Origin of the sequence: Pseudomonas sp. GM25, from assembly GCF_000282255.1 — a bacterium.
Taxonomy (GTDB): domain Bacteria; phylum Pseudomonadota; class Gammaproteobacteria; order Pseudomonadales; family Pseudomonadaceae; genus Aquipseudomonas; species Aquipseudomonas aphyarum.
This window is the reverse complement of sequence record NZ_AKJQ01000009.1, coordinates 178,510-200,480: the sequence shown is the minus strand read 5'-3', so window position 1 is coordinate 200,480 and position 21,971 is coordinate 178,510. Positions and strand designations below refer to the sequence as shown.

Below are 21,971 nucleotides of genomic sequence, written 5' to 3'. Positions count from 1 at the left end.
GCCCTCGTTCAGAGGGCCTTTTCACGTCCCTCACTTCACAGAAAACTTCTGAATTCCGATCGACGGTCGAGCAACCTGTCAGATCTGACAGTACCAGCCGTTTTCCATTCAGTGCTTAATCAACTTGAACGCTACAAGCGCCGCCGTCAGGTCCCGGCGTTTGTTTCCCCTCAAGAGGAAGCGCTGAATGAAAGCATCAGACAAAAGCCCTGTTCATCAACTGCTCAGGGCTGTGCTGGGGCAGAGTAAAAAGCGGATCTACGTGCCCAAGGCGCTGGAAAGACACCTCATGAAATCCGCCAGCGTGTTCGATCTGATAAAACTCAGCGTGGGTGAATTGCGCACACTTGGCTTGAAACCTGAGGAGGCCGAAGCCCTGTTGAGCCGCGGCAGGGCGCTGGCACTTAATATCGCCAGGCTGTACCGCCAGCAACACCTGCGCGGAGTGCCGAGACCCAGCGATAAAGGAATGGCCGGGCCGCTGCCGACCTATCAGCAGATTTTTTCTCCCGATGTTGATGGCGCTGCTGCTCTGGGTAGCCCGGAACACAGCGCGTCCACGACAGCCTATTTAGTGGCCTTGCGCCAGTGGATACGTGAGCTGATCGAGCCGAAAGCGGGGCCGGGTGCCATTCCGCTGACATTGCGTCGCAGCGATGTGGACGACCTGCTGATTGATGAGGCGGCTATCAATCAGGTGAAGTCCCGGGTCGAGATCAATAGCACGATACTTGAAGCATTGATTCTGTCGAAAGAAGGCGAGAGCTTTTCAACGGCCAAGGACTACCTTCGCTCCATTCGGTTCCCCCAGGAAATGCCCTACGAGCATGACCGGCTCAGTATCCGACACGTTGTGCGGCAGGTCGTTGAAAATGGCTCGCTGGGGGAAGTCATTCGCAGGCTCGATCCCAAGTATCCCTATTTCAAGAATGCCGGTGGGCGCGGGCCACGTGACGACGCAGCCCTCCAGCAGAGTATTGGCAGCGGTCCGGCGCTCTCAGCGTTGTTGCTCGAATCCCCTTACTTTGGGCGGGGGACCGAGCCGGCCGGCAAATCGCTGCAAAGGGTAGACCCAAGTACGGGCCGAATCGATGCGGATCCACAAAAGTCTGCCGGGGACTTCTATCTGGAAAACTTTGGCAGTCTTGTGATTGCCAATGCATCTCTGCGCAGACTCTGGATTTTCAGGCTTGCAATGGGCTTTACCCAGGATCAGGTCGACTGTTTTCTGGCGATGGGGCGATATACACCCAAACTTTCACCCAACGCTCCGGCGCTGGGTGACCCCGATGAACCTTTGACAGGAGAGGTAGCGGGCGCACGGTTCATTCATGGCGGGACAGAACCGGCGATCGGAATCGAATATGGCGACATCGAACCCAGGCATCTGTTGACGAATATTGGGGAAGACTCTGCCCTGGAGCACCGTACAGACCGTATGCAACGCAAAAGCCGCCTGGATCGGCTATTGGGTTTGCCGAGCTATCTGGTGGACCGAATACTCATCGCGGTGATGAACGCAGAGCGCCGGGGCGGGGCGGACGCGGCCTTGTGGATTCGCTCCAGTACGCTGAGCGCTGTGGGGCTTTTCGTCGAGCTGAGTGCTAAATACGACTGCACCGCGGAAGACTTCGCGGGGATCCTGGATGTGTTGTCGCCCCATGGTCAGAATGGAGTTCCGGCGTTTTTTGATCAGGTCTACAACCATTCAGAACCGTTTGATGACCCCTTGGAGATCACTGATCGTGAGTTCGCGATCATCCCCATCACGTCGGGCGACCAGCAAACAGTTCAGCAGATTTGCAAAGGGTTGGGCATCAACCCCGAGACCTATCGCTATCTGGCAACTGTGATCGCCGAAGCGTTTGGGCTCAGGACGCACCTCAAGTGCAATCTTGAGACGCTATCGAGTTTCTGGCGGCTGGTGCGGTTGGCCCGCATGTTCGGCTTGACGCCTATCGAACTCACCGCACTGCTTCAAACCCTTGGCCTGGCGCCGCAATTGGCTGGCAGGCCGCTGGTCTCTGCTTATGGGACGACAGATGCCGCAGATGCATTGAGCACCATTCATGCAGTGATGACCTGTGTGGAGTGGACCAACGATTTCAATGTGCCGGTGCCTTGGTTAGTGCAATACGTCAATCCGGTCTACGTTCCAACCGTCTGGACCGAAAGTCAGGAGCAATTCCTGTTGCAGCTGAGCAGTCAGCTGCAGCCGATATTAGTGAAGTCAGCCACGCTGCTGGAAGCTGGCGCACCTGCGCGTTCGAGCAATGATCAACCGATCGACTGGCTGCAATTGCTCGGTTCGCTGGTGGACGATAAAGGCGCGGTTGTCGGGCGGTATGACGAGACTGAAGAGCAGTTTCTGGCACGTGCCAATGAGGCGTTCATAGCGATTGCAAAACATGTCTACCCCTCTGAGTCCCCCCCTCCGGACGTCGTACGGGACAGGGCGGCTTTGCATGCGCTTCTGCTCATGGTCGTGCTGCGCTGCCGGGACGAGCAACGAGTGCTGGTCGAGGTGAGCCTGTCGGTTTTCCTGAAGCTTGGCGAATTGCTCACGGCTCAGGTGTTGATGTGGGCCCAGGGGCATTCGTACGAGTTTTTGAAGGAGGCGCTGGTCACGCCGGTGCAGCGTCAGCGGCGCAAAATGAAGGCTCTGGAGGAGCCTGATCTGTTTCTGAAAACGTTCGCGGAAGTGGAGCGCCGTGCACGAATTGCCGACAAGCTCAAATTGAGCCCGTCACTGCTTGCGAGGCTCCTCACTGGTGAAAATTTTCTGCAGTTCAGCCTTGAGGATCGCTTCGACATATCGATCAATACTATTTACTGCCTGGCACTTTTCGGTCGACTGGTGGAGCGCGCTCGGCAACCGGAAGAAAAAATATACGACTACCTGGGCCAGGCAAATGATTTACCCAATGACTTGAGTCCTGATGCGCAGCGTCTGTTTCGCGATGCCGCGGCCGACAAACTGGCCCGTTTCTTCGGCTGTGGCATCGGTCAAGTGCTCAAAGTTGTCGAGCATATCAATGCCGTGGCCGAAGCGAGTGAAGAACCGGCGCTACCCTTGCTGCGTACGCTCGAAGAGCTTGGCGTTCTGATGCGCACGCTGGAGCTGGCGTCAAAAGGTATGGACGCCGAGACGGCGGTCACTCTTGGCAAACTGAATCTGCTCGATGGCAATTCGCAATATCAGCAGGGTGCTCAAAAGGCACTGGAAAGCCTGAGCCGATTCAATGATTCGAAAACCTCGCCGGACTCGGCTGAGGTCGGCCAGAGTTACAACACCCATTGCGTGGTGGACAACACGAGCCTGATTGTGGGACTGGATTTGGAGGTCGCGGAGTTTCTGATCACGCTACTTGATTTTTTCGGCATTCCTCTAGCAGGAGTGAAGCTTTATATCGAAACCGATCTTGGAGTTGTACTCACGCCTACGGTCACAACAGACCGTCAGGGGCGTGCATGGGCGCGATTGCAGGCCGGGGCAAGGGTGGGAACGGCGCATTTACGCTACAGCCTGCCGTTTCATGACCCACAGTTTGCCCCGTCGGTACGGATCGGTCCTGATCTGGAGAGCGCACAGGCCAGACCCTTGCAGAGTTCCGAGATCCCCCGGGATCTCGTGCTGGCGGGCAATTTGTGGGAACAAGAGGTGTTTACCACTGTAATGGACAGGTACGGCAATCCTGTCGCCCATTATCCGGTGCTGTGGAGAACGACTGTCGGGCAGATTCGGCCGCGTCAGACCGTCACCGATAAGGATGGCGTGAGTACGGTCTGGATTTCCAGCCTGTCTCCCGGCGATGCCAGGATTACTGTGGGGAATGTGGATGAATCCCACAGCTTTACCTTCACAGGTTCGCTCAAGTTCGCGGACAAGCCGCGGATTTCCGGTAACCCGTTTGTCAGCGATGTGGCCATGGCAGGTCAACCGCTGGAGGTGCGTTGCAAGGTGGTGGGGCTGGATGACGAACCCGTGCCGAATCAGCGGGTGGAGTGGTGGACGAGCAGTGATGCCAATAAAACCGGGGCGGACAGCGATGATAACGGCGTCTCCCTGTTTTCCCTGGCCAGCCTCGAAGCCGGTCCTTTGACGATTTTTGCGCAATTGGGTAGTGATGCCGCCGTTGAACTCATGGTCTGGGTCGCCAGTGGTGCCGTGATCCGGGACTTTTTGCAGAACATACCCTTTCCGGTGGTGGGCGCAACGGCAACGCCGGTGTGGATTGTTGTGAAAGAGAGCGACGACCCGAGGGCTCCAGCGCTTGAACATTATCCCGTGAGGTGGACCGTCGATTCGGATCCACCTGTGGACGTCATCCGCAAGACAGATGAGCTAGGTCGCTCGGAATATCCGTTCACGGCGAAGCAGGCAGGCGAGTTCAAGGTGACCGCGCTGCTGGAACAGCATCCGCTCGAGCCAGCCAGAGTCTTCAATTTGACGGCCATTAAAGCCTTCGGCTGGACAGTCACGCTGATCATCATCGCAGACGATGGTTCGGAGACCTCGATCTCGATCATCCCGGGGCGCGACACCCTTGAACTGTACAGGGATGGGCATTACCGCCTTGAAATCGCAGCGACAGACCCCTCTCAGATCGTCGGCACCCAGGGCGCCCTTGGATGGAGCTCCACGTACTCCACGCAGGCGCTGGCCATGGTTTTCGACCCGCCGATGGCCAGGCGTTTTGATTTCACTGAATCCGCTCACAGCGTGGACATCCACATCGGCAACGTACGCAACGGCGACTTCCAGATCGGTGTGTACGCCGACCTCCTGGAGCAGGTCCTGGTGCTTGAAGGGACGTTGCGTAAACGGTCAGTGGTGCGGGGCTCTCCATCGAAATCATGAATTGACCGATTGCCCATGGCCACTCGTGGTCAAGTCAACACCTTGCAACAGGGAGAACAAGAATGTCTACGCCCCAGCTGGACGAGCTCAATGAAGGTTTCGTGAAGGCAATGGCCGCTGCGGTGCTGGGCAAAAGGCTGTGGACCGGTGAGAGCCGGATTCGCACTCTCGAAGAGCTAAGTGGGTATCTGTTGGCCGATCTTCAGGACAAGGCGCAATTGGAAGCCACGAAGGTTTCCTCCACTGTGCGGACTTTGCAGCAATTTGTTCATTCGGTATTCGGGGGAACCGAACCGGGTTTCACAAACGTTTATTTCGAGCCGGATGACCGGCTGTATTGGGATCAGTATTTGAGCCGTTACAGCAGGTGGTCGGCCAACCAGGAACTCATGACTCATGCGTCAAACTACATCGATCCGACATTACGTCTGAACAAAACCGCGCTGTTCCGCACGTTCGAAGGCAATCTGCAACAGATGAGGCTGAGCAACGCATCGGTCAAAGCCGCTCTGATGGGTTACACCAGGGGCCTCCAGGAGATAAGTGACCTGGACGTGCTCAACGGCTACATCAATGGGGAAAATACCCGCCAGGCAGATTACTACCTGATCGGACAGGAGCAGACGCCGCCGTTCGCTTACCACCTGCGCAGCGTCAAGGTTCACGTTGACGTGAACAGCAAAACGATCGGCCCTCATAACTGGAGTGAGTGGCGCAAGTGCGACATTGTCACCTCGGGCAAGGTGGTGGATATACGATGCGTGATCTGGCTCGGGCGGCCGGTTCTGGTCTGGTGCGAGTGGGTCGAGCGTCAGGTCGATGCCAATGGTGTGGTGCAGTCACCCTGGAAATTGCAGATTCAACTGGCCTTCAGTTCTCTTAACGATCAATGGTCAGCCCCTTTGACCTTGTGGCGTCAAGAGTGCGAACACGATGTCTCCAACGGTCGGCTGATCGCTTTTTCTCAAGGCGATGGCGATCCTCGTGATGATTTGTTGAGCGTGTGTTACACCAACCGCCAAGACCTGGGCGGGAAGGCACCGCTGCATGAAATAGAAATCCACGATACCCGCGATGCGCGAATGAACAAGGTGCCGGGGGACATCGACACCCAGCTGAAAATGGTCTTCGGACGTTTCAACAGTCCAGCCAGTCTGCAACAGAAGGTGGTGCCAGCGGATTATTCGCCAATCACCGTCCGCACCCAAGACATAGCGGCAGGGCCTGTCAGTGAGAGCCTGTATCTGGACGCCGTCTACACACGCGAGCAATGGACGGACGGAAAATTTTACGAAGTGCTCAGAGTACGCGGACGCTGCGATGCGGTGCAGGAACGTGGACGCGAACTGCAGCAGTTGTCGATCGGCTGGAGGGCAATCCATGGCACAACGTATACCGACGTCGAGATTGTCGGTGTCGGCGGGCAGCAGGTCAGCATCACCCTGACGACAGGACTCCAACCGACGGATATCCATCTCGTACAACTGCCTGAAGGTGCGGGTAAGCAAGATGTCCATTCCTTTGCCATCAATGACTTCGAGGAAGCAACGGTAGGTGACGGAATCTGGGTGGCCAAAGCCGAGGTCGACCTCTCAACTGCAGCACTGTCTTATCTGCTCGAAACCACCCCGGAACAAATTCGGGGCGGTGCCGGATTTACCGTCGATGTCCTGGGTGTAACGGTGTCGAACGACAAAAACCTGCTGGTGCCCAGGATTCTCTACGTGCCTGCGCAATTCGAGTTCGGCATGGATGTACGACTCGCGGACGACCCTCCGAACTGGCATTCGATCGCCGATTTGCGCGGCGACTATTCAACGCCCTGGCTGGTTTTTAAACGAGATACGAGTTCGAACAGCGTCAATTATTTTCCCATTGATGCGGAGATCCCTTTTACGTTCGGCGCAGTTCAGGGAAAAAAGCGGTTCTTTTTGAAATTGAACAAGCGTCCCTCCCAGTACCAGACCCCCTTCATCGACAAGGTCAGTCGTAAAGGTTCGCAGTTCCTGAGTTTCAACAATGCCGAACAGAAGCTCAAATATGCTCGACTCAACTCAGAGTTCGGCGCAGTACTGACCAGTCTGGCGGCAGTGTCGGTCGAGGCTCTGCTCCACTGGACAACACAGCATATCCAAGAAAACCCCCTCCCCGATGGTACGCTCGAACCGAACGGCCCCTTTGACGGCTGCAATGGTCGGTACTTCTGGGAGCTGTTCTATCATTGCGTACATTTGGTCGCCAGGCGCTTTTCGGAAGCCGGTTCTTATGGCGAAGCGCGACAATGGTTCGAGTTTATATTCGACCCGTTGTCACCCGAAATTCCGCCAGACCCCAGGAACCGCGATGTGATTCCCCGGGACGCGTACTGGCTCTGCCGCCCGCTGAAAATCGACGCTGTCAATTGTTCGTATGAGAACCCGGCTCCGACGGATCCGGATGCAATCGGTTATTGCGCACCGATTCACCACATGATTGCCATCTTCCTTCATTACGTGGAGAACCTGATCGCCGAAGGTGATGATTACTACCGTCAGCTGGATTACGACAGCATGGTCCGCGCCAGCCTTCTGTACAGCAAGGCACAGATGCTGATCGGTGAAGAACCGGTCCCCCAGACGGCCAGTATCTGGAACCCGGTGACACTGAGCCAATTGGTGACGAAGATCCAGGGCCGCGAGTCCCTCAAGGCATTTGAGGCCCGACTTGAGGTCGGACTGGGGGATGTGCCTCTTTCGATGCAGGGGCAACCGCGCCTGGGACTATTGGGTACCAGTGTATTCAAGGACGGCATCAACGATCGGCCCAACCGATTGTGGACACTGCTGAACTCTCGGCTGAAGAACTTGCGAGAGAATCTTTCGATAGACGGTCAGCCCTTGTCGATTCGATTGTTCGCACTACCAATGGATGCGCGGGAGCTACTGATTGCACAAGGCAACGGTACGCTGGGCTCGTCTCGCGATCCCGGCGGGCAACTGAAGGTGGTGCCTTACAAATGGCAGACCGCTTTCAACCTGGCGATGCAGCTCGTGGAGTTTCTGATCCAGCAAGAGGAGCTGCTCAGGTCGTGGATGGAGTTGCGGGACCGGGGCGAGCAGGAGGAGCTGCAATACAGTCATGTCATCGAGTTGGCCGACTACAACCGCTCGATCCAGGTAGCGACAATTGCCCAGCAAGAGTTGATCGCGGCATCGCTGCGTCAAAGCGAAAGTCTGGTCCAGGCCCAGGTGCAGCGCTTTGAGGCATTGATCAGAAAGGGAGTGTCCGAGGCCGAGAACAGGGTTCTGGAAAAGAACCGAGACGCGCGTGATGTCTCAGTGAGTGCCGGCGTACTTCAGACCATCGGGGCCGGGCTGGATTTAATACCCAACATTTATGGGGTGGCAGCCGGTGGTATGCGTCCTGCAGCCGTGCCCTACGCGGGTGCCGAGTTGCTTCAATTGATCGCACAGTTCTGGAGAAGCGAAGCCGAGGAGTCCAGCATCAATGCGGGTCATCAACGGCGTGAGGAGGAGTGGATCTTTATGCTCGAGCAGGCCAAAGCCGAGGCGCGGGTGCTGCGCGAGCAGTATCAGGCTCAGGAACAGGCGATCATTGCCGCCCGGGCAACTCTGCAACTTACAGAAGTGGTCAACACACAATCCATGGAGATGTTCGCGTTCTACAAGCGGCGTAGCACAAACCAGGAATTAAGTAACTGGGTCGTAGGGCAATTGAAGTCATTGCTGTTTCAACTATACGACTTGGTGGTCAGTCACTGCGTCATTGCTCAGCGCTGTCTGCAGTATGAAATGGGCGACTTCACGATGCAGTTTATCCGCCATGATGTCTGGTATGACGCCCGACACGGATTCAACGCGGGTGCTTCTTTGAAGATGAATCTGTTGCAGATGGCGGCAGCGCGGCTCAAGCGTGACGAGCGTCGGTTGCAACTGGAAAAGACGATCTCTCTGAAGGAACTTGTCATTGAACAAGAATGGAATGACTTCAAGACTTCAGGGGAATTGCGTTTCAAGCTTAACGAGGAGCTCTTCGCTCAAGATTATCCCTCGCACTACTGCCGTCAGATCCTGGAGTTGAGATGCACTTGCCCCGGCTTGCTCGGGCCGTACCAGAATATTCGCGCCACGCTGGTGCAATTAGGCAGTTCTATTGTCGTAGAGCCGAATATTGCCGCTGTTGAAAGCTTGTTTGAAGGCGTTGCCTCTACGGATTCCGGGTCACTGGTGGAGAACCTGCGCCCGTACCAGCAAATAGTGTTGTCCAGAGGCCTGGACGAGAACGGTATTGCCGAACGGGGAGGCGATGATCGTTACCTGCCGTATGAGGGCACGGGTTGCCATTCAAGCTGGCAGCTGACGTTTCCCAGAGCTGCTCAGCCTGGTCAGGCCAGCCTTTTGCGCTCTTTGACTGACATCATCGTGACGATCACTTATCAGGCCCGGGATGGCGGCCCGGATTTTGCCCGCGAAGTTGAGGTTTTGCTCTCTGGCTCCCCAGCGACCGGTAGATCAAGCGCATCGGGTCGCGCCAGGAGGATGCCTTCATGAGTGATAAAGATAGCCGCGCCGATGAAAGCTTTTTATACAACGGGTTCTTCCTTGTGGATCTGGAGGGATGGGAGGTAAATGACGGGCGCCGGGTCACCCACCAGACAGCGAGGTGGGAGGAGAAGTCGATTGGCTTCATGGGGGCCGTTGATACGGGAGCTGGCTGGCAGACAGTAAGGCTGGCTGAGTATCCGCGCCCCCGCTCCGGCAAGGCAGATTACACGTTGGATTTCATGTACCAGGCGTTCTCGGTAGAAAGCCCAGGGACACTGAGGATCAACCCGGGTCGTGGAGGTGAATACGATGTGGACCTTATTCCGTCACTCAAGAAAGAGCACGCACAGGGCCCGAGCCCGGACCTGTTGGATCTGGAGCTGACTCCACTCCAAGTAAAGCTCCTGCTGGACGAGGAGGAAGAGACTGTCAAGATTTCTGTCATCAGCCCGCCAAATCCCTTGCCAGTCCACCCGGGCATTGTGTGTTTTACATCCGCTAAGTTGTTGCTGTGTCTGGAACCCTTGCAGTTGGACTCCGTGACGGTTGACGGGGAAGTTCAGACACAGCGTCAAGTGCGTCTGTGCATTGGTGCGACTCATAGACTTGCCTTCCAGGTTCATCTCGAAAATGCCTGGCATAAAACGCGGGCAGAATTATGGAATCTGGACGATGCCGAGAACGTTCTCAGCGCGAGGCCTGGCTGGAAGCAATCCAATCCGCTTGATGAGTATTGGCAAATCACCTGTCGATCAATCATGGAGGACATCCAGATTTCGAGCCTCCTTGCCATCCAGACCGTCTACACCGCAGACCAGTATCTTTTATCTGTGATCTGCGGTCATTTTCATCTGGATGTCATTGCAGAGATGCCGCCTGAGCACTACCCGGTTATTGCCCGCGGTCAAGGTGTGGAGTTGAGGGTGAAAGTGGTCTCTCACTTCACCCGTATGGCCTTGGCCAAGCGTAAGGTCATTTTTACGCTTGAAAGTACGGGAGAGGTATTGTCAACGCAGGATTCGGATGAAAAGGGCGAAGCGGTCTTGATCTACGAACCGACCCTGAAAGGCGCTTTTGCAATCAAGGCAGCGGTCGAAAGCTACTACAAGCCGGAAGATGCCCATTTCCGGCTCAATTCCTTTGCCTTTCAGGAGGATCCCTTGACGAGCACCACACTACGACTGGATGAACTCGATGCGTGGGTCTGGGGAAGCCGAACGGCTTTTATCAATCGCGGCGCCAGCCACGAGATAGAAATGATGTTCACGGATGCCCATGTCCTGAACGGCTCCGAATTGGGGCTGTATTGGACAGGGGATGTCACGCCGGGGGAAATGGGCCTGACCCTCAAGCCGGGTTTCGAGATCGGGCAGCCTGTCACCGATTCTAAAGGAGCCTGGAGCGCTGTCTGTGCAAACCTCACAAGCAGCAAGATCGGGTGGTATCTAAGATGTTCGAGATTACTGGAGCCCTCTACCCTTCAAACCGTGGACCTGGCTCACAATTGGTTATCCATCCACAACCCGTATCAGTCATCTAAGTTCCCGGCCGTGGGCGGTCCCGACCTGCTACTGTCCGTCGATATTGAATCGAAGGTGCCCGGTGTAGGGGGCGTTACGGGAGTAAAAACTTACTGGCGTATCGATGATGGAACGGAACATGAGGTACTGACAGGCGTTGGCGGTCAGGTTCAATTTGCATTGAAGCCTGAAGCAGAGGGCGAGGTTGTGGTCACGGTGAGAGTTGGCAGTGGCTACGATTCAAACGATCCCACCGAGCAGTTCTCAATTTATATATATGGTGAAGATCGTTGGGCGCAGTTGGCCTCCGTGACGCTGGATGGCCGACTGGAGGGAAGCACCGGGCACATCTGTTTTCGTGATACGCCACCTGTGGAGCTCAAGATCATGTCGGTTGAAGACCGTCTGATTGACGAGTTTGTCACTGTGGAACTGATCAGTGAGTCCGATCCAAAGTTGCAGTTTGATGTCCATCCTGATCCGGCTACTCCCCGTAAGGTGACCACTGAGGGCCTTGGTTACCAGGTCAGCTCCACCTATCCGAGCAGTTCACGTTTCCAGTTGATCGTTCGCCATGCAGCATTGGGCTCGTATGTGCAGCAGGGAATATTGCTGTCACCCATTCTCCAGGACCTCGGAACATTCACTGTGGACGGCCGTGCGTTGGACGCAGATGAAACGTTGTACGCCTGTATTGGCGCCAGTCACGAATGCGTTTTCACGCCTGCCGGTGACAGCCTTGTAACCGGGCTGATGATGGGGGGGAAGTTGATGGAGGGCGACGATTTCAACATGAAATTGACGCCCGAAGCTGATCAGAAAATCGAGAGCGCCGGCGTGCTGTGGAATGTCAATGCCACATCCAGCACAGAGGGCGATGGCCAAGGCATTGTGCTCAGCCTGCCTGAGGCCGGTTTCGATTTTTCCGCACGGCCTGTCTCGGTGGGGCACCACCGAATAGTGTCTACCACGCGTGGGCCGGCATTTGATCCGCAGGTGGGGGAGACAGTCTCTCTGGAGATCCAGGCCAAGTCGTTTTACACCCGTGACGCAGTGTCAGGGCTTGCGGTGCTGTTTGAAGACGCAACGGGTTCGAGGCCTTTCACTACTGACGGATCGGGTTGGGCCCGCTATCTCTTCAAGGCCACAGAACCGGGGAAATTTCAAGTCACAGCCACGCCCCCCAGTCCTTATGATCAAACGCCCACGTCCTATCTCTTTGAAGTAATGGTTCTGCCGCTATCGACGATCCCACCCGAAGAGGAATGAATCATGTCTCGACAAACCCAAGCAGCATCCAACGCGGTTGAGATTGCCGAAGTGCGTGAGGCCATGTTTGATCCTGTGACCGGAGAAACGGTTTCGCTGGCCGTGAGGGTGATTGACTCCGGTACTCGCGTGGCCGCATCCGATCAAGAGGTGATCTACAGAACCTCGCCGCAGACGCAGGAGTTCCGGGTGAAGACGGACAATCTAGGGTGGGCGCTTTTACGCTATACGGCGACACAGGTTGGGGATATCACGGCGACCGCTAGGCTGGAAACCGACCCGACGAAAACAGCCTCCCACACCTTCCGCTTCAAGACGCTGGCTGCCGGTGTCTGGAGTGATGCCATCTTCCATTTGAATGCAGAGCCTGTCGGCAATTCATGGGGGGAAGAAACCAGGTTTCCCCGTAATGCGGGAACCCATAGCATCACGCTGAGGGTCAACAATCCAGACAGTGCGTTGATTGGCCGCGCCATTACTCTGGGACTGACCGGGTTCTCATCGGCCACTCAACTGGGAATTACGGGTGTGCAGCCGGCATTGGGTGTTTCGAGAGTCTTGACGATGGCCGGGCTGGTTTGGCAGTTCACTACCAATGCGGGAGGAGGGGCTTACAACCTGGTACTCGGGGCAGAACGCATACTCAAACAGTCACCGGAAAATCCAGTCTCTCTGGGGGCAACTGTGCCTGATGACGTCGCCGACGTAACCTAAAAAGTACCGGTCTTCTTCCAGCTCAAATACCGTGTTACCAGCCCGGTACCCAATTCCTCCGGACGGGCCTCTACCACCGCGATACCCTGTGCACTCAACCGCTCATGGTGTTGCGCGCTGGTGTTGAGATAATCCACGGTCGCGCAGTAAGTCAGCGTTTCATCCAGTGTTTGCACCGGATGATGGCGCAGGTCGTCCAGCACGGTTTCCCGCAAGCTTGCGACCAAAACCCGATGTTGCTGACTCAAGCGCTGCACGGCACTCAGCAGTTCTTCATCGTCCTCATCCCGCACATTAGTCACCAACACCACCAGCGCCCGCCGCTTTTGCCTTGTCAGCAACTGATTCACCGCCGCCGGATAATCCGCCGAACGCCTTGTGCTATCCAGATCGTAAACACCGTTGAGCAACACCTTGAGTTGCCCCGCACCTTTGACCGGTGCAATAAACCGCGGCTGATCGCTGGCGAAGGTCATCAACCCCACCGCATCTCCCTGCCGCAACGCCACATAACTCAACAGCAGACACGCATTCAACGCATGATCGAAATGCGACAGCTCCCCATCCTGACTGCGCATCTGCCGCCCGCAATCGAGCATGAAAACAATCTGCTGATCCCGCTCGTCTTCGTACTCCCGGGTAATCGGTGTGCGGTGGCGGGCGGTGGCTTTCCAGTCGATCTGGCGCAGGCTGTCGCCTTCGCGAAATTCGCGCAGTTGATGGAATTCCATCCCCTGGCCACGGCGTTGGCGCTGGCGTACGCCGAGCTGGCTGAGCCAGTTATCGACCGCCAGCAACTGGCCGCCGTAGAGGCGGGCGAAGTCGGGGTAGACGCGGGTGTGGTCGGTGATGTTCAGCAGGCGTTTGCCGGACCACAGGCCCAAGGGGCTCGGCAGGTTGAGTTCGCAGATTTCGAAGGTGAAGTGGCCACGCTTGAGCGGGCGCAGGCGATACCCGATCAGGCTGCGCTGGCCGGGTTGCAGCTCGGTGGAAAGCGGCAGGTTTTCGTGGCTGAGGCCGTCGGGTACGTGGTCGAAGAGTTGAATGGTCAGTGGTGGGTCGAGGTCGTGTTCGACTTCCAGCCGGATTTCGCTCCAGCGACCGAGGGCCAGGCTGCCGGGCATCTGTCGTTGCACGCGGGGCGAGGGCAGGCGCTTGAGACGCAGCGCGTCCAGCAGGCTCAGCGCAAACAGCGCCAGCAGCAATCCCCAGTTGATCGACAGCAGGCTCGATGGCACCTCGACGTCCAGCGCCTGCAACGCGCCCAGCACAATGCCGATGGCCAGCAGGATCGCCAGCCAGATCAACAGCAGGCGCGAGGGTTTCACAGGCGCGGCGCCGGTACTTGGTCGAGCAGTTGCTGAAGGACTTGATCGACTTGCAGCCCTTCGATGTCCAGCTCCGGTGCAAGGCGCACGCGATGGCGCAACACCGCCAGTGCGCAGCCCTTGATGTCGTCGGGAATCACGAATTCGCCGCCGCGCAACAGGGCCCGGGCGCGGGCGCAGCGCACCAGTGCAATGGAGGCGCGTGGCCCGGCGCCGAGGGTCAGCCCCGGCCAGGTGCGGGTGCTGCGGGCCAGACGCACGGCGTAATCGAGTACTTGATCGTCCAGCGGCAGATCGCTGGCGATGCGTTGCAGGGCTTGCACGTCCTTGGCCTGCAACACGGTGCGCAGCGGTTGCACGTCGAGCATGTCGGCGCGGGTCGAGCGGCTGACCTGACGCACCATGTCCAGCTCCTGATCGGCGTCGGGGTAATCCATGCGCACCTTGAGCATGAAGCGATCGAGCTCGGCTTCCGGTAGCGGGTAAGTGCCTTCCTGTTCGATCGGGTTTTGCGTGGCGAGCACCATGAACGGTTGAGCAATCGGCAGGGCCCGGCCTTCGAGAGTGACCTGACGTTCCTGCATCGCTTCGAGCAGGGCGGCTTGCGTCTTGGCCGGGGCGCGGTTGATCTCGTCGGCCAGCAGCAGGTTGGTGAACAACGGGCCTTTACGCAGTTTGAACTGCTCGGTCTGCAGGTCGTAGACCGCGTGGCCGGTGACGTCGCTGGGCATCAGGTCCGGGGTGAACTGAATGCGCGCGAACTCGCCGCCGAAGCACTTCGCGAGGGCGCGTACCAACAAGGTTTTGCCGAGGCCGGGAACGCCTTCGAGCAGCACGTGACCGCCGGCGATCAGCGCGGTCAGCACGTCGTCGATCACAGCGTTCTGGCCGATCAGCGCCTTCTGCAATTCACCGCGCACCGCTTGCGCCAACTGGCTCGCGCGCTGGCGTTGCTGGGCCGCGTGGCTGGGCGAGCCGGGTTCGATGTGTTCGGTCATAGCGTGTTCCTCAAGGCTTGCAGGTGGGCGACCTGACGGCAGAATTCGGCGCTGGACAGACGCCGCTTCGGTGCCGGGCTCAGGGCCTGGCTGATGGCACGGGTCGGTTGGCGGGTCAGGCGTGACAGCACCAGCCATTGTTCGGCGACGTTCAGTTGGTCGAAACCGGGATGACGGTGACGGGCGCGGCGCAGGACGTCCTGCTGCAACGCTTGCAGCAAGGTCTGTTGGCCGTTGTGACGCAGGATGAAATCGGCACTGGCGCGCAGGTGTTCCATCAACTGTCGACGACCACTCGGAGCCGGCGCCTGCACCGGCCCGTGACGTACGCCGACATGCCACAGCCACAGGCCGATCAGCGCGAGCAGGGCAATGATGGCTTGTGGGAAATAGCGCCAGAGCAGGGTCAGCAGACCGTCGTGTTCGGTGTTGTACAGCAGCGTCACGGCGGTGTCGGCGCTGAGGTACCAGAGCAGCCAGGCATTGTCGTGTTGCGCAATGGCCGGGGTTTTCCACAGATCGGCATCGGTGACCACGGTGATCGTGCCGAGCCCGAACGCAAGTTGCATCATGTGCGTGGCTTTTGCGCTGTTGGCCCAGGCCTGGGCGAGGTTTTTCGGGTCGTCGAGGTGGAACGCGGTGTCGAACCCGGCATAGGCGGGGGCGTCTTCGTCTTCCAGATAGAGCTTGGTCAGGTTGGGCCAGGGATCTTCGGCGGCGTCCGGTGGCGTGCCCTTGAGATCCTTGGTGAAGGATTGATGCAGTTGCACGCGGTCGAGCAGCAGGTCGTTGCTTTGGCCGGTCTTTTCATCCCAGATCGATTCGGCGACGAACACCAGCCTTCCGCCGGCCCGGGCCCAGTTCAGAACCTGATCGACCTGACGCGGAGTCATTTTCGAGCGGTCGTTGAACATCAGCAGCGTGTGTTGGCGCGGATCGATGTCGGGCAAAACGGCGAGGCTTTCAGCATGGGTGACGTCGATCCCGCGCTCGCGCAGAAACATCTCCGCCGCCAGATAAGGATTGGCTTGCGCAGCGGGGGACGGGCCGTGATCGACCTCGGCCTGGTAAGGCGTGGCTTTAAGGTACAGATAAATGCCCAGCACACCGAGCAGGGCGACGATCAGCGCGCCACCCAAAAGCCAGAGCGCGCGCCGGTTCAACGGGCGGCTCCGTGGCCGAACAGAGCGCGCCAGCCATCACACAATTCCTGTTGCAGATGCGCCGCCGGTACGCGGTGTCCGTAAGCCATATTCTGCCAGTGGCCGGTGAGGTGACGGCTATAAGTGAGCAGATCCGGGCGCTGTAACTGCTCGATCCGGGCCAGCACTTCGTTTTCGGTGTCGGCGGGTTTCAGGGTCAGGTTGAAGTCGTGCAATAGATGACTGAGAAGTGCCCGGTACAGCAGACCCAATGCCGCGCGCGGTTCGGTTTGCCAGAGCTGTTCCGCGTGGCTGGCGATGTCATCGGGCAAGGTTTCCTTTTGCAGATCCAGACCGAAGGCCTGTTGCGGCAAGGGCCTTTTGGTCTGTTCGGGCAAGCGCGGACGGCGGCCGACGAACGCTTGCAGAAAATCCCGATAACGCCAGAGCAGCCAACCAATCCCGGCGATCACCGCGCCCCACAGCACGACTTCAATCGCCTTGGCCAGACCGTCGAGGTGTCGGCCGTCCAGCCAGTCGAGCAGGGTTTTCAACCATTGCGGTGCTTCGCCTTTCCTGGTTTTTTCGGCTGCAGCGGGATCTTCGCCGAAGCGATAACGGGTGACGGTTTCCTTGTTCTTGAACGGCGGTTGTTCGAGCAAGGACTTGATGCTGTTGCGGGACGCCTCGCTGGTCAGTGGCTGATTCAGGAGACGCGGTGCATCCGGAGCAGTGGCAGGCTCGGCAGCCCAGACTGATGGCACGCCCGGCAACAGCAGACACACCACCAGCAGCAAGCCGATTGCGCTGCTGTTCAAACGCTGACGCAAGCGGCGGAACACCAGTTCGATGTCCCAGGCTTCGAGGACGGTGCGGCGGTTCAGGTACAGACTGAACCCGCAGGCGACATACACCGGCTCCCAGATCGCCAGGATCAGCGCATAGAACGCATTGGTCAGATGCTCCAGCCAGCGCCATTCGTAGTCGGCCGCGAAGATCAGGCTTTGCCAGTCCCAATCGGTTTCGACCTGTTGCGGCAGAAGCAGGTAGAACAACACCATCAGGCCGATCCACAGCGCCGTTTCGAGATGCACGCCGATGATCGTCAGCCACTGCGCGGCGCCGGCATTGCGTTGCAACAACACCTGCAAACGCTGCTGACGGGCCGTGCCGTCGAGGCCTTCGAGTTGCAGCACGGGCAGCAGGAAGCTGCGACTGAGGCTGAGGCGGCGCCAGGTCAGGCTGGCGATAAGTTGCGGCTTGAGCAGGCGCGGCCATTGGCGCAAGGCCTGTTTCAAAGTGGGTGTTTCACCGAACAGCGCCTTGGACAGGATGTACAGCGGCAAGCGTTCGTAGGCCGGTTTCAGCCACCAGAAGATGAACACGGCGAGCGACGGTGAATCCCACAGCAACAGGCTGAGCACCGCGAATAGTGGCAGGGTGACGATGGCCCAACTGGTCATCAGCAGGCGCCGATGTTGTTGGCTCATGAGTACGCCCAGATCCATGGCTTCCCAGGTGGTGCGCGGACGGATCGCCACGGTCGCATCACTCAGGCGCATGGCGGGTCCTTCCGGCGAACAGCAGATAGATCGCCACACAGAGCCAGAGCCCGGCACCGACCAGATATTTGGTCTGTGGCGAAACCCCGGTGCGCGACGACCAATAGGCTTCGATAAACGCGGCGATCAACAGAAACAGCATCACGCCGCAGATCAGCAGGATGCTCTGGCGCGCCGCAATCTGCAGGGCCTCGATTCGTGTCAGGCGCCCCGGCGCGATCAACGCCCAACCCAGTTTCAGTCCTGCCGCACCGGCCAGGGCGATGGCGCTGAGTTCGAACGCGCCGTGCCCGATCACGAACGACCAGAAGGTCTGGCCGAAGCCGATCTCGCTGAGATGGCCGGCCACCGCGCCGATGATCAGCCCGTTGTAGAACAGGAAAAACGCACTGCCCACTCCCAGCAGCAAACCGCTGGCGAAGGTCTGAAAGGCGATGCCGATGTTGTGCATGATGTAGTAGCCGAACATCACCCAGTCTTCGCTCGCCGCGCGCTCGGCCGAACGCCCGAGATGGCCGGCGGCGGGGTCGTACATGCTTTGCATCTCGCGCACCTGATCGGCGGGTATCAGGTTGTAGACCAGCTCCGGAAACAGGAAAACCAGCAAACCGAAACCGGCCAGGCTGCCGAAGAAGAGCAGGGCGGCGGCCAGCACGAAGCGCCATTCGGCGCGCACCAGCCGTGGAAATCCGGCGAGGATGAAACCCAGCACGTTCGCGCCGAGCTGGCTGCGATGACGGTAAAGCTGTTGATGGCCGCGCAGCACTTGCTGTTGCAAGGAGTCGACCAGAAAACTGCTGTATCCACGTTCCTGCGCCAGCGCCAGATGCTGGCAGAGTCGGCGATAGGCCTTGGGAAATTCCGCGACCTGCGAAGTGTCCTTGCCGCGTTCAAGTCGTTCGAGGGCGAGGGTGAAACGCTCCCATTCGGCCTTGTGGCGCGATTCGAAAAGGCTTTGCTTCATGTCGGACCCAACAGGCCGCGAGCGATGCCGTTGAGTTCACCGACGGCTTTCGGCGCGCTGATGTGCAGTGGCTGAGCGAGCAATGCAGCGAGTTCGTTGACCCGCTCCGTCGACAGTTCGCCTTGGCGTTCGGCGAAGGCGAGCAGGGCACGTTGTTCAGTCAGGGTCAGTGGAATCGGCGAGCGGCGGGGTTCGGCATCGGGCAATTGCGGACGCTTGAGCGGGCGTTCGCTGTAGACCACCAGCGTGCCGGCAGCGATGTCGCCGAGGCGTTTGAAGGTCGGGTGTTGCAGGCAACTGATCGCACCGAGGAAATAGCCGAACGGCATCAGGTCGACAAAACGCAGCAGATTGCGCAACAGCGAGGCTGACCAGCCGACCGGCGTGCCATCGTCGTGCACCACCCGCAGGCCCATCCATTGCTTGCCCGGCGAGCGGCCCTGACGCAGCACTTCGAACAACACCATGTACCACCAGCTCACCACGAACAGCAGCAATGAGCCGAGGCCGATACCGAGTTTGCCGAGCAGCGCCAGCAGCATGAGCAGCAGGCCCAGGATCAGCCCGCGCAACCCCAGATCGATGGTGAACGCCACGGCACGCACCATCAGGCCGGCGGGACGCAGCGGCAAGTCGATGCCTTCCGGCGTTTCGACCTGGTGCCGCGTGTCCAGTGGCGGGGCCAGCGGTGCTTTCCTTGGCGGTGCTGTGGTCTCGAGCATGGGCTACCTGATGTTGCCGGATCGGGATGCAAGTGCGTCCGATGCTAGCAGTCTCTCGGGGGGAAACGACATAACTATGTCATACACATCTTTCAACCAAAGGTGACTGAATGATGCGGCGCTGGCCGCGACCGCAGTCGAACGCCTAGACTTTGCCGATCTTCAGTTCAGGAACCGCCCGTGACTTCCATTTTCTGGTACGACTACGAAACCACCGGCATCAATCCCCGATGCGACCGCCCGTTGCAGGTGGCCGGGATCCGCACCGACCACGAACTCAACGAAATCGACGCGCCGGTCAATCTCTACTGCCAGCCCAGCGAAGACATCCTGCCGCACCCGGCGGCGTGTGCGATCACCGGCATCACCCCGAGCCGTCTCGCCGAACAGGGCTTGAGCGAAGCTGATTTCATGACTCGGGTTCACGCCCAGCTCGCGGCTCCCGGCACCTGCGGCGCGGGGTACAACACCCTGCGTTTCGACGACGAGATGACCCGCTACAGCCTGTACCGCAACTTTTTCGACCCTTATGCCCGTGAATGGCAGGGCGGCAACAGTCGCTGGGACCTGATTGATGTAGTGCGTGCCGCCTACGCATTGCGCCCGGACGGGCTGGTCTGGCCGACCGATGACGAAGGCAAGGTGACGCTCAAGCTCGAACGCCTGACCGCCGCCAACAACATCGATCACGGCAATGCGCACGAAGCCCTGTCGGACGTGCGCGCCACCATTGCCCTGGCCCGGTTGATCCGCGAGAAGCAGCCGAAGCTGTATGACTGGCTGTTCCAGTTGCGCAGCAAACAGAAGGTCATGGATCAGATTCGCCTGTTGCAACCGATGGTGCACATTTCCGGCCGTTTCTCCGCTGCGCGCAGTTATGTCGGCGTGGTGCTGCCGCTGGCCTGGCATCCGCGCAACAAGAACGCGTTGATCGTCTGTGATCTGCACCTGGATCCGCAGGGGCTGCTCGACCTGGATGCCGAAACATTGCGTCAGCGCCTGTACACCCGGCGTGACGATCTGGCCGAAGGCGAGTTGCCGGTACCGCTCAAGCTAATTCACATCAACAAGTGCCCGGTGGTGGCGCCGTTGTCGGTGCTGAGAGCTGAAGATCAGCAGCGTCTGGGTCTGGACATGGCGTTGTATCAGGCGCGTGCATTGCGACTAAGTGACGCACAACAAGTTTGGAAAGATAAAGTCTCGGCGATTTATGCCAGCGAAGATTTCACCTCGAGCGAAGATCCCGAACAACAGTTGTACGACGGATTTATCGGTGATCGAGATCGTCGTTTATGTGAGCAAGTGAGGACGACCGATCCTGCTCAATTGGCGCGAGAGCATTGGCCGTTCGATGATGAACGTTTGCCTGAATTGTTGTTTCGATATCGAGCACGTAACTTTCCCGATACGTTGAATTTCGAAGAGCAAGAACGCTGGAAAACCTTTTGCCGGCAACGCTTGTCCGCGCCGGAGTGGGGCGCCCCTAATACCTTGCAATCTTTTGCCGAGGCCATGGAGCAATGGCTGCTTAGTGCTGCGCCGATGCAGGCCGAGGTGTTGGTTGAATGGCAGAACTATGTCCAGGCATTACGCAAACGTTTGGATCTTTGAAATCGAACATGTCCGGCGCTTGAATGCCGGGCATAAAAAAACGCCAGCATTCGCTGGCGTTTTTTTGTGTCACAGAAGCGCTCTGCGACAAGGGTTGCGGCTTAGCCCAGCAGGGTAGCCCAGCCTTCAACCACGTCACCGCCCCACTTGGCTTTCCACTCTTTCAGAGTTTTGTGGTTGCCACCTTTGGTTTCGATGACTTCGCCGTTGTGCGGGTTTTTGTATTGTTTAACTTTGCGAGCACGCTTGGTGCCGGTAGTTTTGGCTGCGCCGCCACGTGGTGCTTTGGTTTTGGACTCTGGATCCAGCAGCGCGATGATGTCGCGCAGGGATTTGGAATATTCGCCCATCAGTGTGCGCAGTTTGCCTTCGAATTCCAGCTCGGCTTGCAGTTTGTCGTCTTGCGACAGGTTCTTCAAACGGGCTTGCAGCTCTTTGATAGCTTCTTCGGTGGCACGATATTCGTTGATCAAGGACATGATTACTACCTTATGTGGGAGTGCGCGATGGCAGGGGACAGTGCGGCAATAATAGTCAGGCTGTTTCATCAAGTAAACATTTAACCGGGGTTTTTATTTGAATTAGTTACGTTGAAAAGCCATGAATTGAATGTTCAGTTAAATAATGTGATGGAGTCTTCACAGATATTCACACAAGCCTGTTCATGCATGGCTATTGCTGCGCCATCATTCTGGCGTTTGCCAGCGTCAAAAAAGCTGCGACGGGCTGCCGTGAG

12 protein-coding genes are annotated in these 21,971 nt (G+C 58.1%); 5 read left to right on the top strand and 7 right to left on the bottom strand.

The features are described from left to right. Window positions 1–187 precede the first annotated feature (187 nt). The 4 genes from PMI24_RS03475 to PMI24_RS03460 all read left to right on the top strand — a co-directional run bounded on the left by PMI24_RS03475 (window position 188) and on the right by PMI24_RS03460 (window position 12,908). Complete coding sequence (locus tag PMI24_RS03475; protein ID WP_007951245.1) at window positions 188–4,861, top strand: Ig-like domain-containing protein; 4,674 nt, start codon at window positions 188–190, stop codon at window positions 4,859–4,861. A gap of 62 nt (window positions 4,862–4,923) precedes the next feature. Further along, on the top strand, window positions 4,924–9,411 hold the full coding sequence (locus tag PMI24_RS03470; RefSeq protein ID WP_007951244.1) for a neuraminidase-like domain-containing protein: 4,488 nt from the start codon (window positions 4,924–4,926) through the stop codon (window positions 9,409–9,411). Further along, complete coding sequence (locus PMI24_RS28540; RefSeq protein ID WP_007951243.1) at window positions 9,408–12,194, top strand: hypothetical protein; 2,787 nt, start codon at window positions 9,408–9,410, stop codon at window positions 12,192–12,194. Before PMI24_RS03470 ends, PMI24_RS28540 begins: the two co-directional genes overlap by 4 nt. 3 nt (window positions 12,195–12,197) lie before the next feature. After that, on the top strand, window positions 12,198–12,908 hold the full coding sequence (locus PMI24_RS03460; RefSeq protein ID WP_007951242.1) for a hypothetical protein: 711 nt from the start codon (window positions 12,198–12,200) through the stop codon (window positions 12,906–12,908). Here PMI24_RS03460 and PMI24_RS03455 read toward each other — a convergent pair. Genes PMI24_RS03455 through PMI24_RS03430 form a run of 6 tightly spaced genes read right to left on the bottom strand, consistent with a single transcriptional unit; the run spans window position 12,905 to window position 19,624 of the window. Next, entirely contained in the window at window positions 12,905–14,236 is a 1,332-nt protein-coding gene (locus PMI24_RS03455) for a DUF58 domain-containing protein (protein ID WP_007951241.1), read from the bottom strand. The genes PMI24_RS03460 and PMI24_RS03455 overlap by 4 nt on opposite strands. Then, complete coding sequence (locus PMI24_RS03450; RefSeq protein ID WP_007951240.1) at window positions 14,233–15,234, bottom strand: AAA family ATPase; 1,002 nt, start codon at window positions 15,232–15,234, stop codon at window positions 14,233–14,235. The genes PMI24_RS03455 and PMI24_RS03450 overlap by 4 nt, the downstream gene beginning before the upstream one ends. Further along, window positions 15,231–16,397 carry a DUF4350 domain-containing protein gene (locus tag PMI24_RS03445; RefSeq protein ID WP_007951239.1) on the bottom strand — a complete coding sequence of 389 codons (1,167 nt, stop codon included), beginning with the start codon at window positions 16,395–16,397 and terminating at the stop codon, window positions 15,231–15,233. Before PMI24_RS03445 ends, PMI24_RS03450 begins: the two co-directional genes overlap by 4 nt. Continuing rightward, window positions 16,394–17,938, bottom strand: coding sequence for a DUF4129 domain-containing protein (locus tag PMI24_RS03440; protein ID WP_007951238.1), 1,545 nt, complete (start codon window positions 17,936–17,938; stop codon window positions 16,394–16,396). The genes PMI24_RS03445 and PMI24_RS03440 overlap by 4 nt, the downstream gene beginning before the upstream one ends. Continuing rightward, window positions 17,925–18,902, bottom strand: a complete 978-nt coding sequence (locus tag PMI24_RS03435) for a stage II sporulation protein M (RefSeq protein WP_007951237.1) — start codon at window positions 18,900–18,902, stop codon at window positions 17,925–17,927. The genes PMI24_RS03440 and PMI24_RS03435 overlap by 14 nt, the downstream gene beginning before the upstream one ends. Continuing rightward, window positions 18,899–19,624 carry an RDD family protein gene (locus PMI24_RS03430; protein WP_007951236.1) on the bottom strand — a complete coding sequence of 242 codons (726 nt, stop codon included), beginning with the start codon at window positions 19,622–19,624 and terminating at the stop codon, window positions 18,899–18,901. The genes PMI24_RS03435 and PMI24_RS03430 overlap by 4 nt, the downstream gene beginning before the upstream one ends. 180 nt (window positions 19,625–19,804) lie before the next feature. On the opposite strand from PMI24_RS03430, the gene sbcB reads away from it, so the two are divergent. Next, window positions 19,805–21,235: an exodeoxyribonuclease I gene (sbcB, locus tag PMI24_RS03425; protein WP_007951235.1), complete on the top strand. Its 1,431-nt coding sequence runs from the start codon at window positions 19,805–19,807 to the stop codon at window positions 21,233–21,235. 101 nt (window positions 21,236–21,336) lie between these two features. Here the strand turns inward: sbcB and mvaT are convergent, their stop codons facing one another. Then, on the bottom strand, window positions 21,337–21,714 hold the full coding sequence (mvaT, locus tag PMI24_RS03420) for a histone-like nucleoid-structuring protein MvaT (RefSeq protein WP_007951234.1): 378 nt from the start codon (window positions 21,712–21,714) through the stop codon (window positions 21,337–21,339). Window positions 21,715–21,971 lie beyond the last annotated feature (257 nt).

What these genes read in the sequence shown, in the direction of transcription:
- PMI24_RS03475 (WP_007951245.1), top strand. Translation starts at nt 188, where the DNA reads ATGAAAGCATCAGACAAAAGCCCTGTTCATCAACTGCTCAGGGCTGTG.
- PMI24_RS03470 (WP_007951244.1), top strand. Translation starts at nt 4,924, where the DNA reads ATGTCTACGCCCCAGCTGGACGAGCTCAATGAAGGTTTCGTGAAGGCA.
- PMI24_RS28540 (WP_007951243.1), top strand. Translation starts at nt 9,408, where the DNA reads ATGAGTGATAAAGATAGCCGCGCCGATGAAAGCTTTTTATACAACGGG.
- PMI24_RS03460 (WP_007951242.1), top strand. Translation starts at nt 12,198, where the DNA reads ATGTCTCGACAAACCCAAGCAGCATCCAACGCGGTTGAGATTGCCGAA.
- PMI24_RS03450 (WP_007951240.1), bottom strand. Translation starts at nt 15,234, where the DNA reads ATGACCGAACACATCGAACCCGGCTCGCCCAGCCACGCGGCCCAGCAA.
- PMI24_RS03440 (WP_007951238.1), bottom strand. Translation starts at nt 17,938, where the DNA reads ATGCGCCTGAGTGATGCGACCGTGGCGATCCGTCCGCGCACCACCTGG.
- PMI24_RS03435 (WP_007951237.1), bottom strand. Translation starts at nt 18,902, where the DNA reads ATGAAGCAAAGCCTTTTCGAATCGCGCCACAAGGCCGAATGGGAGCGT.
- PMI24_RS03430 (WP_007951236.1), bottom strand. Translation starts at nt 19,624, where the DNA reads ATGCTCGAGACCACAGCACCGCCAAGGAAAGCACCGCTGGCCCCGCCA.
- mvaT (WP_007951234.1), bottom strand. Translation starts at nt 21,714, where the DNA reads ATGTCCTTGATCAACGAATATCGTGCCACCGAAGAAGCTATCAAAGAG.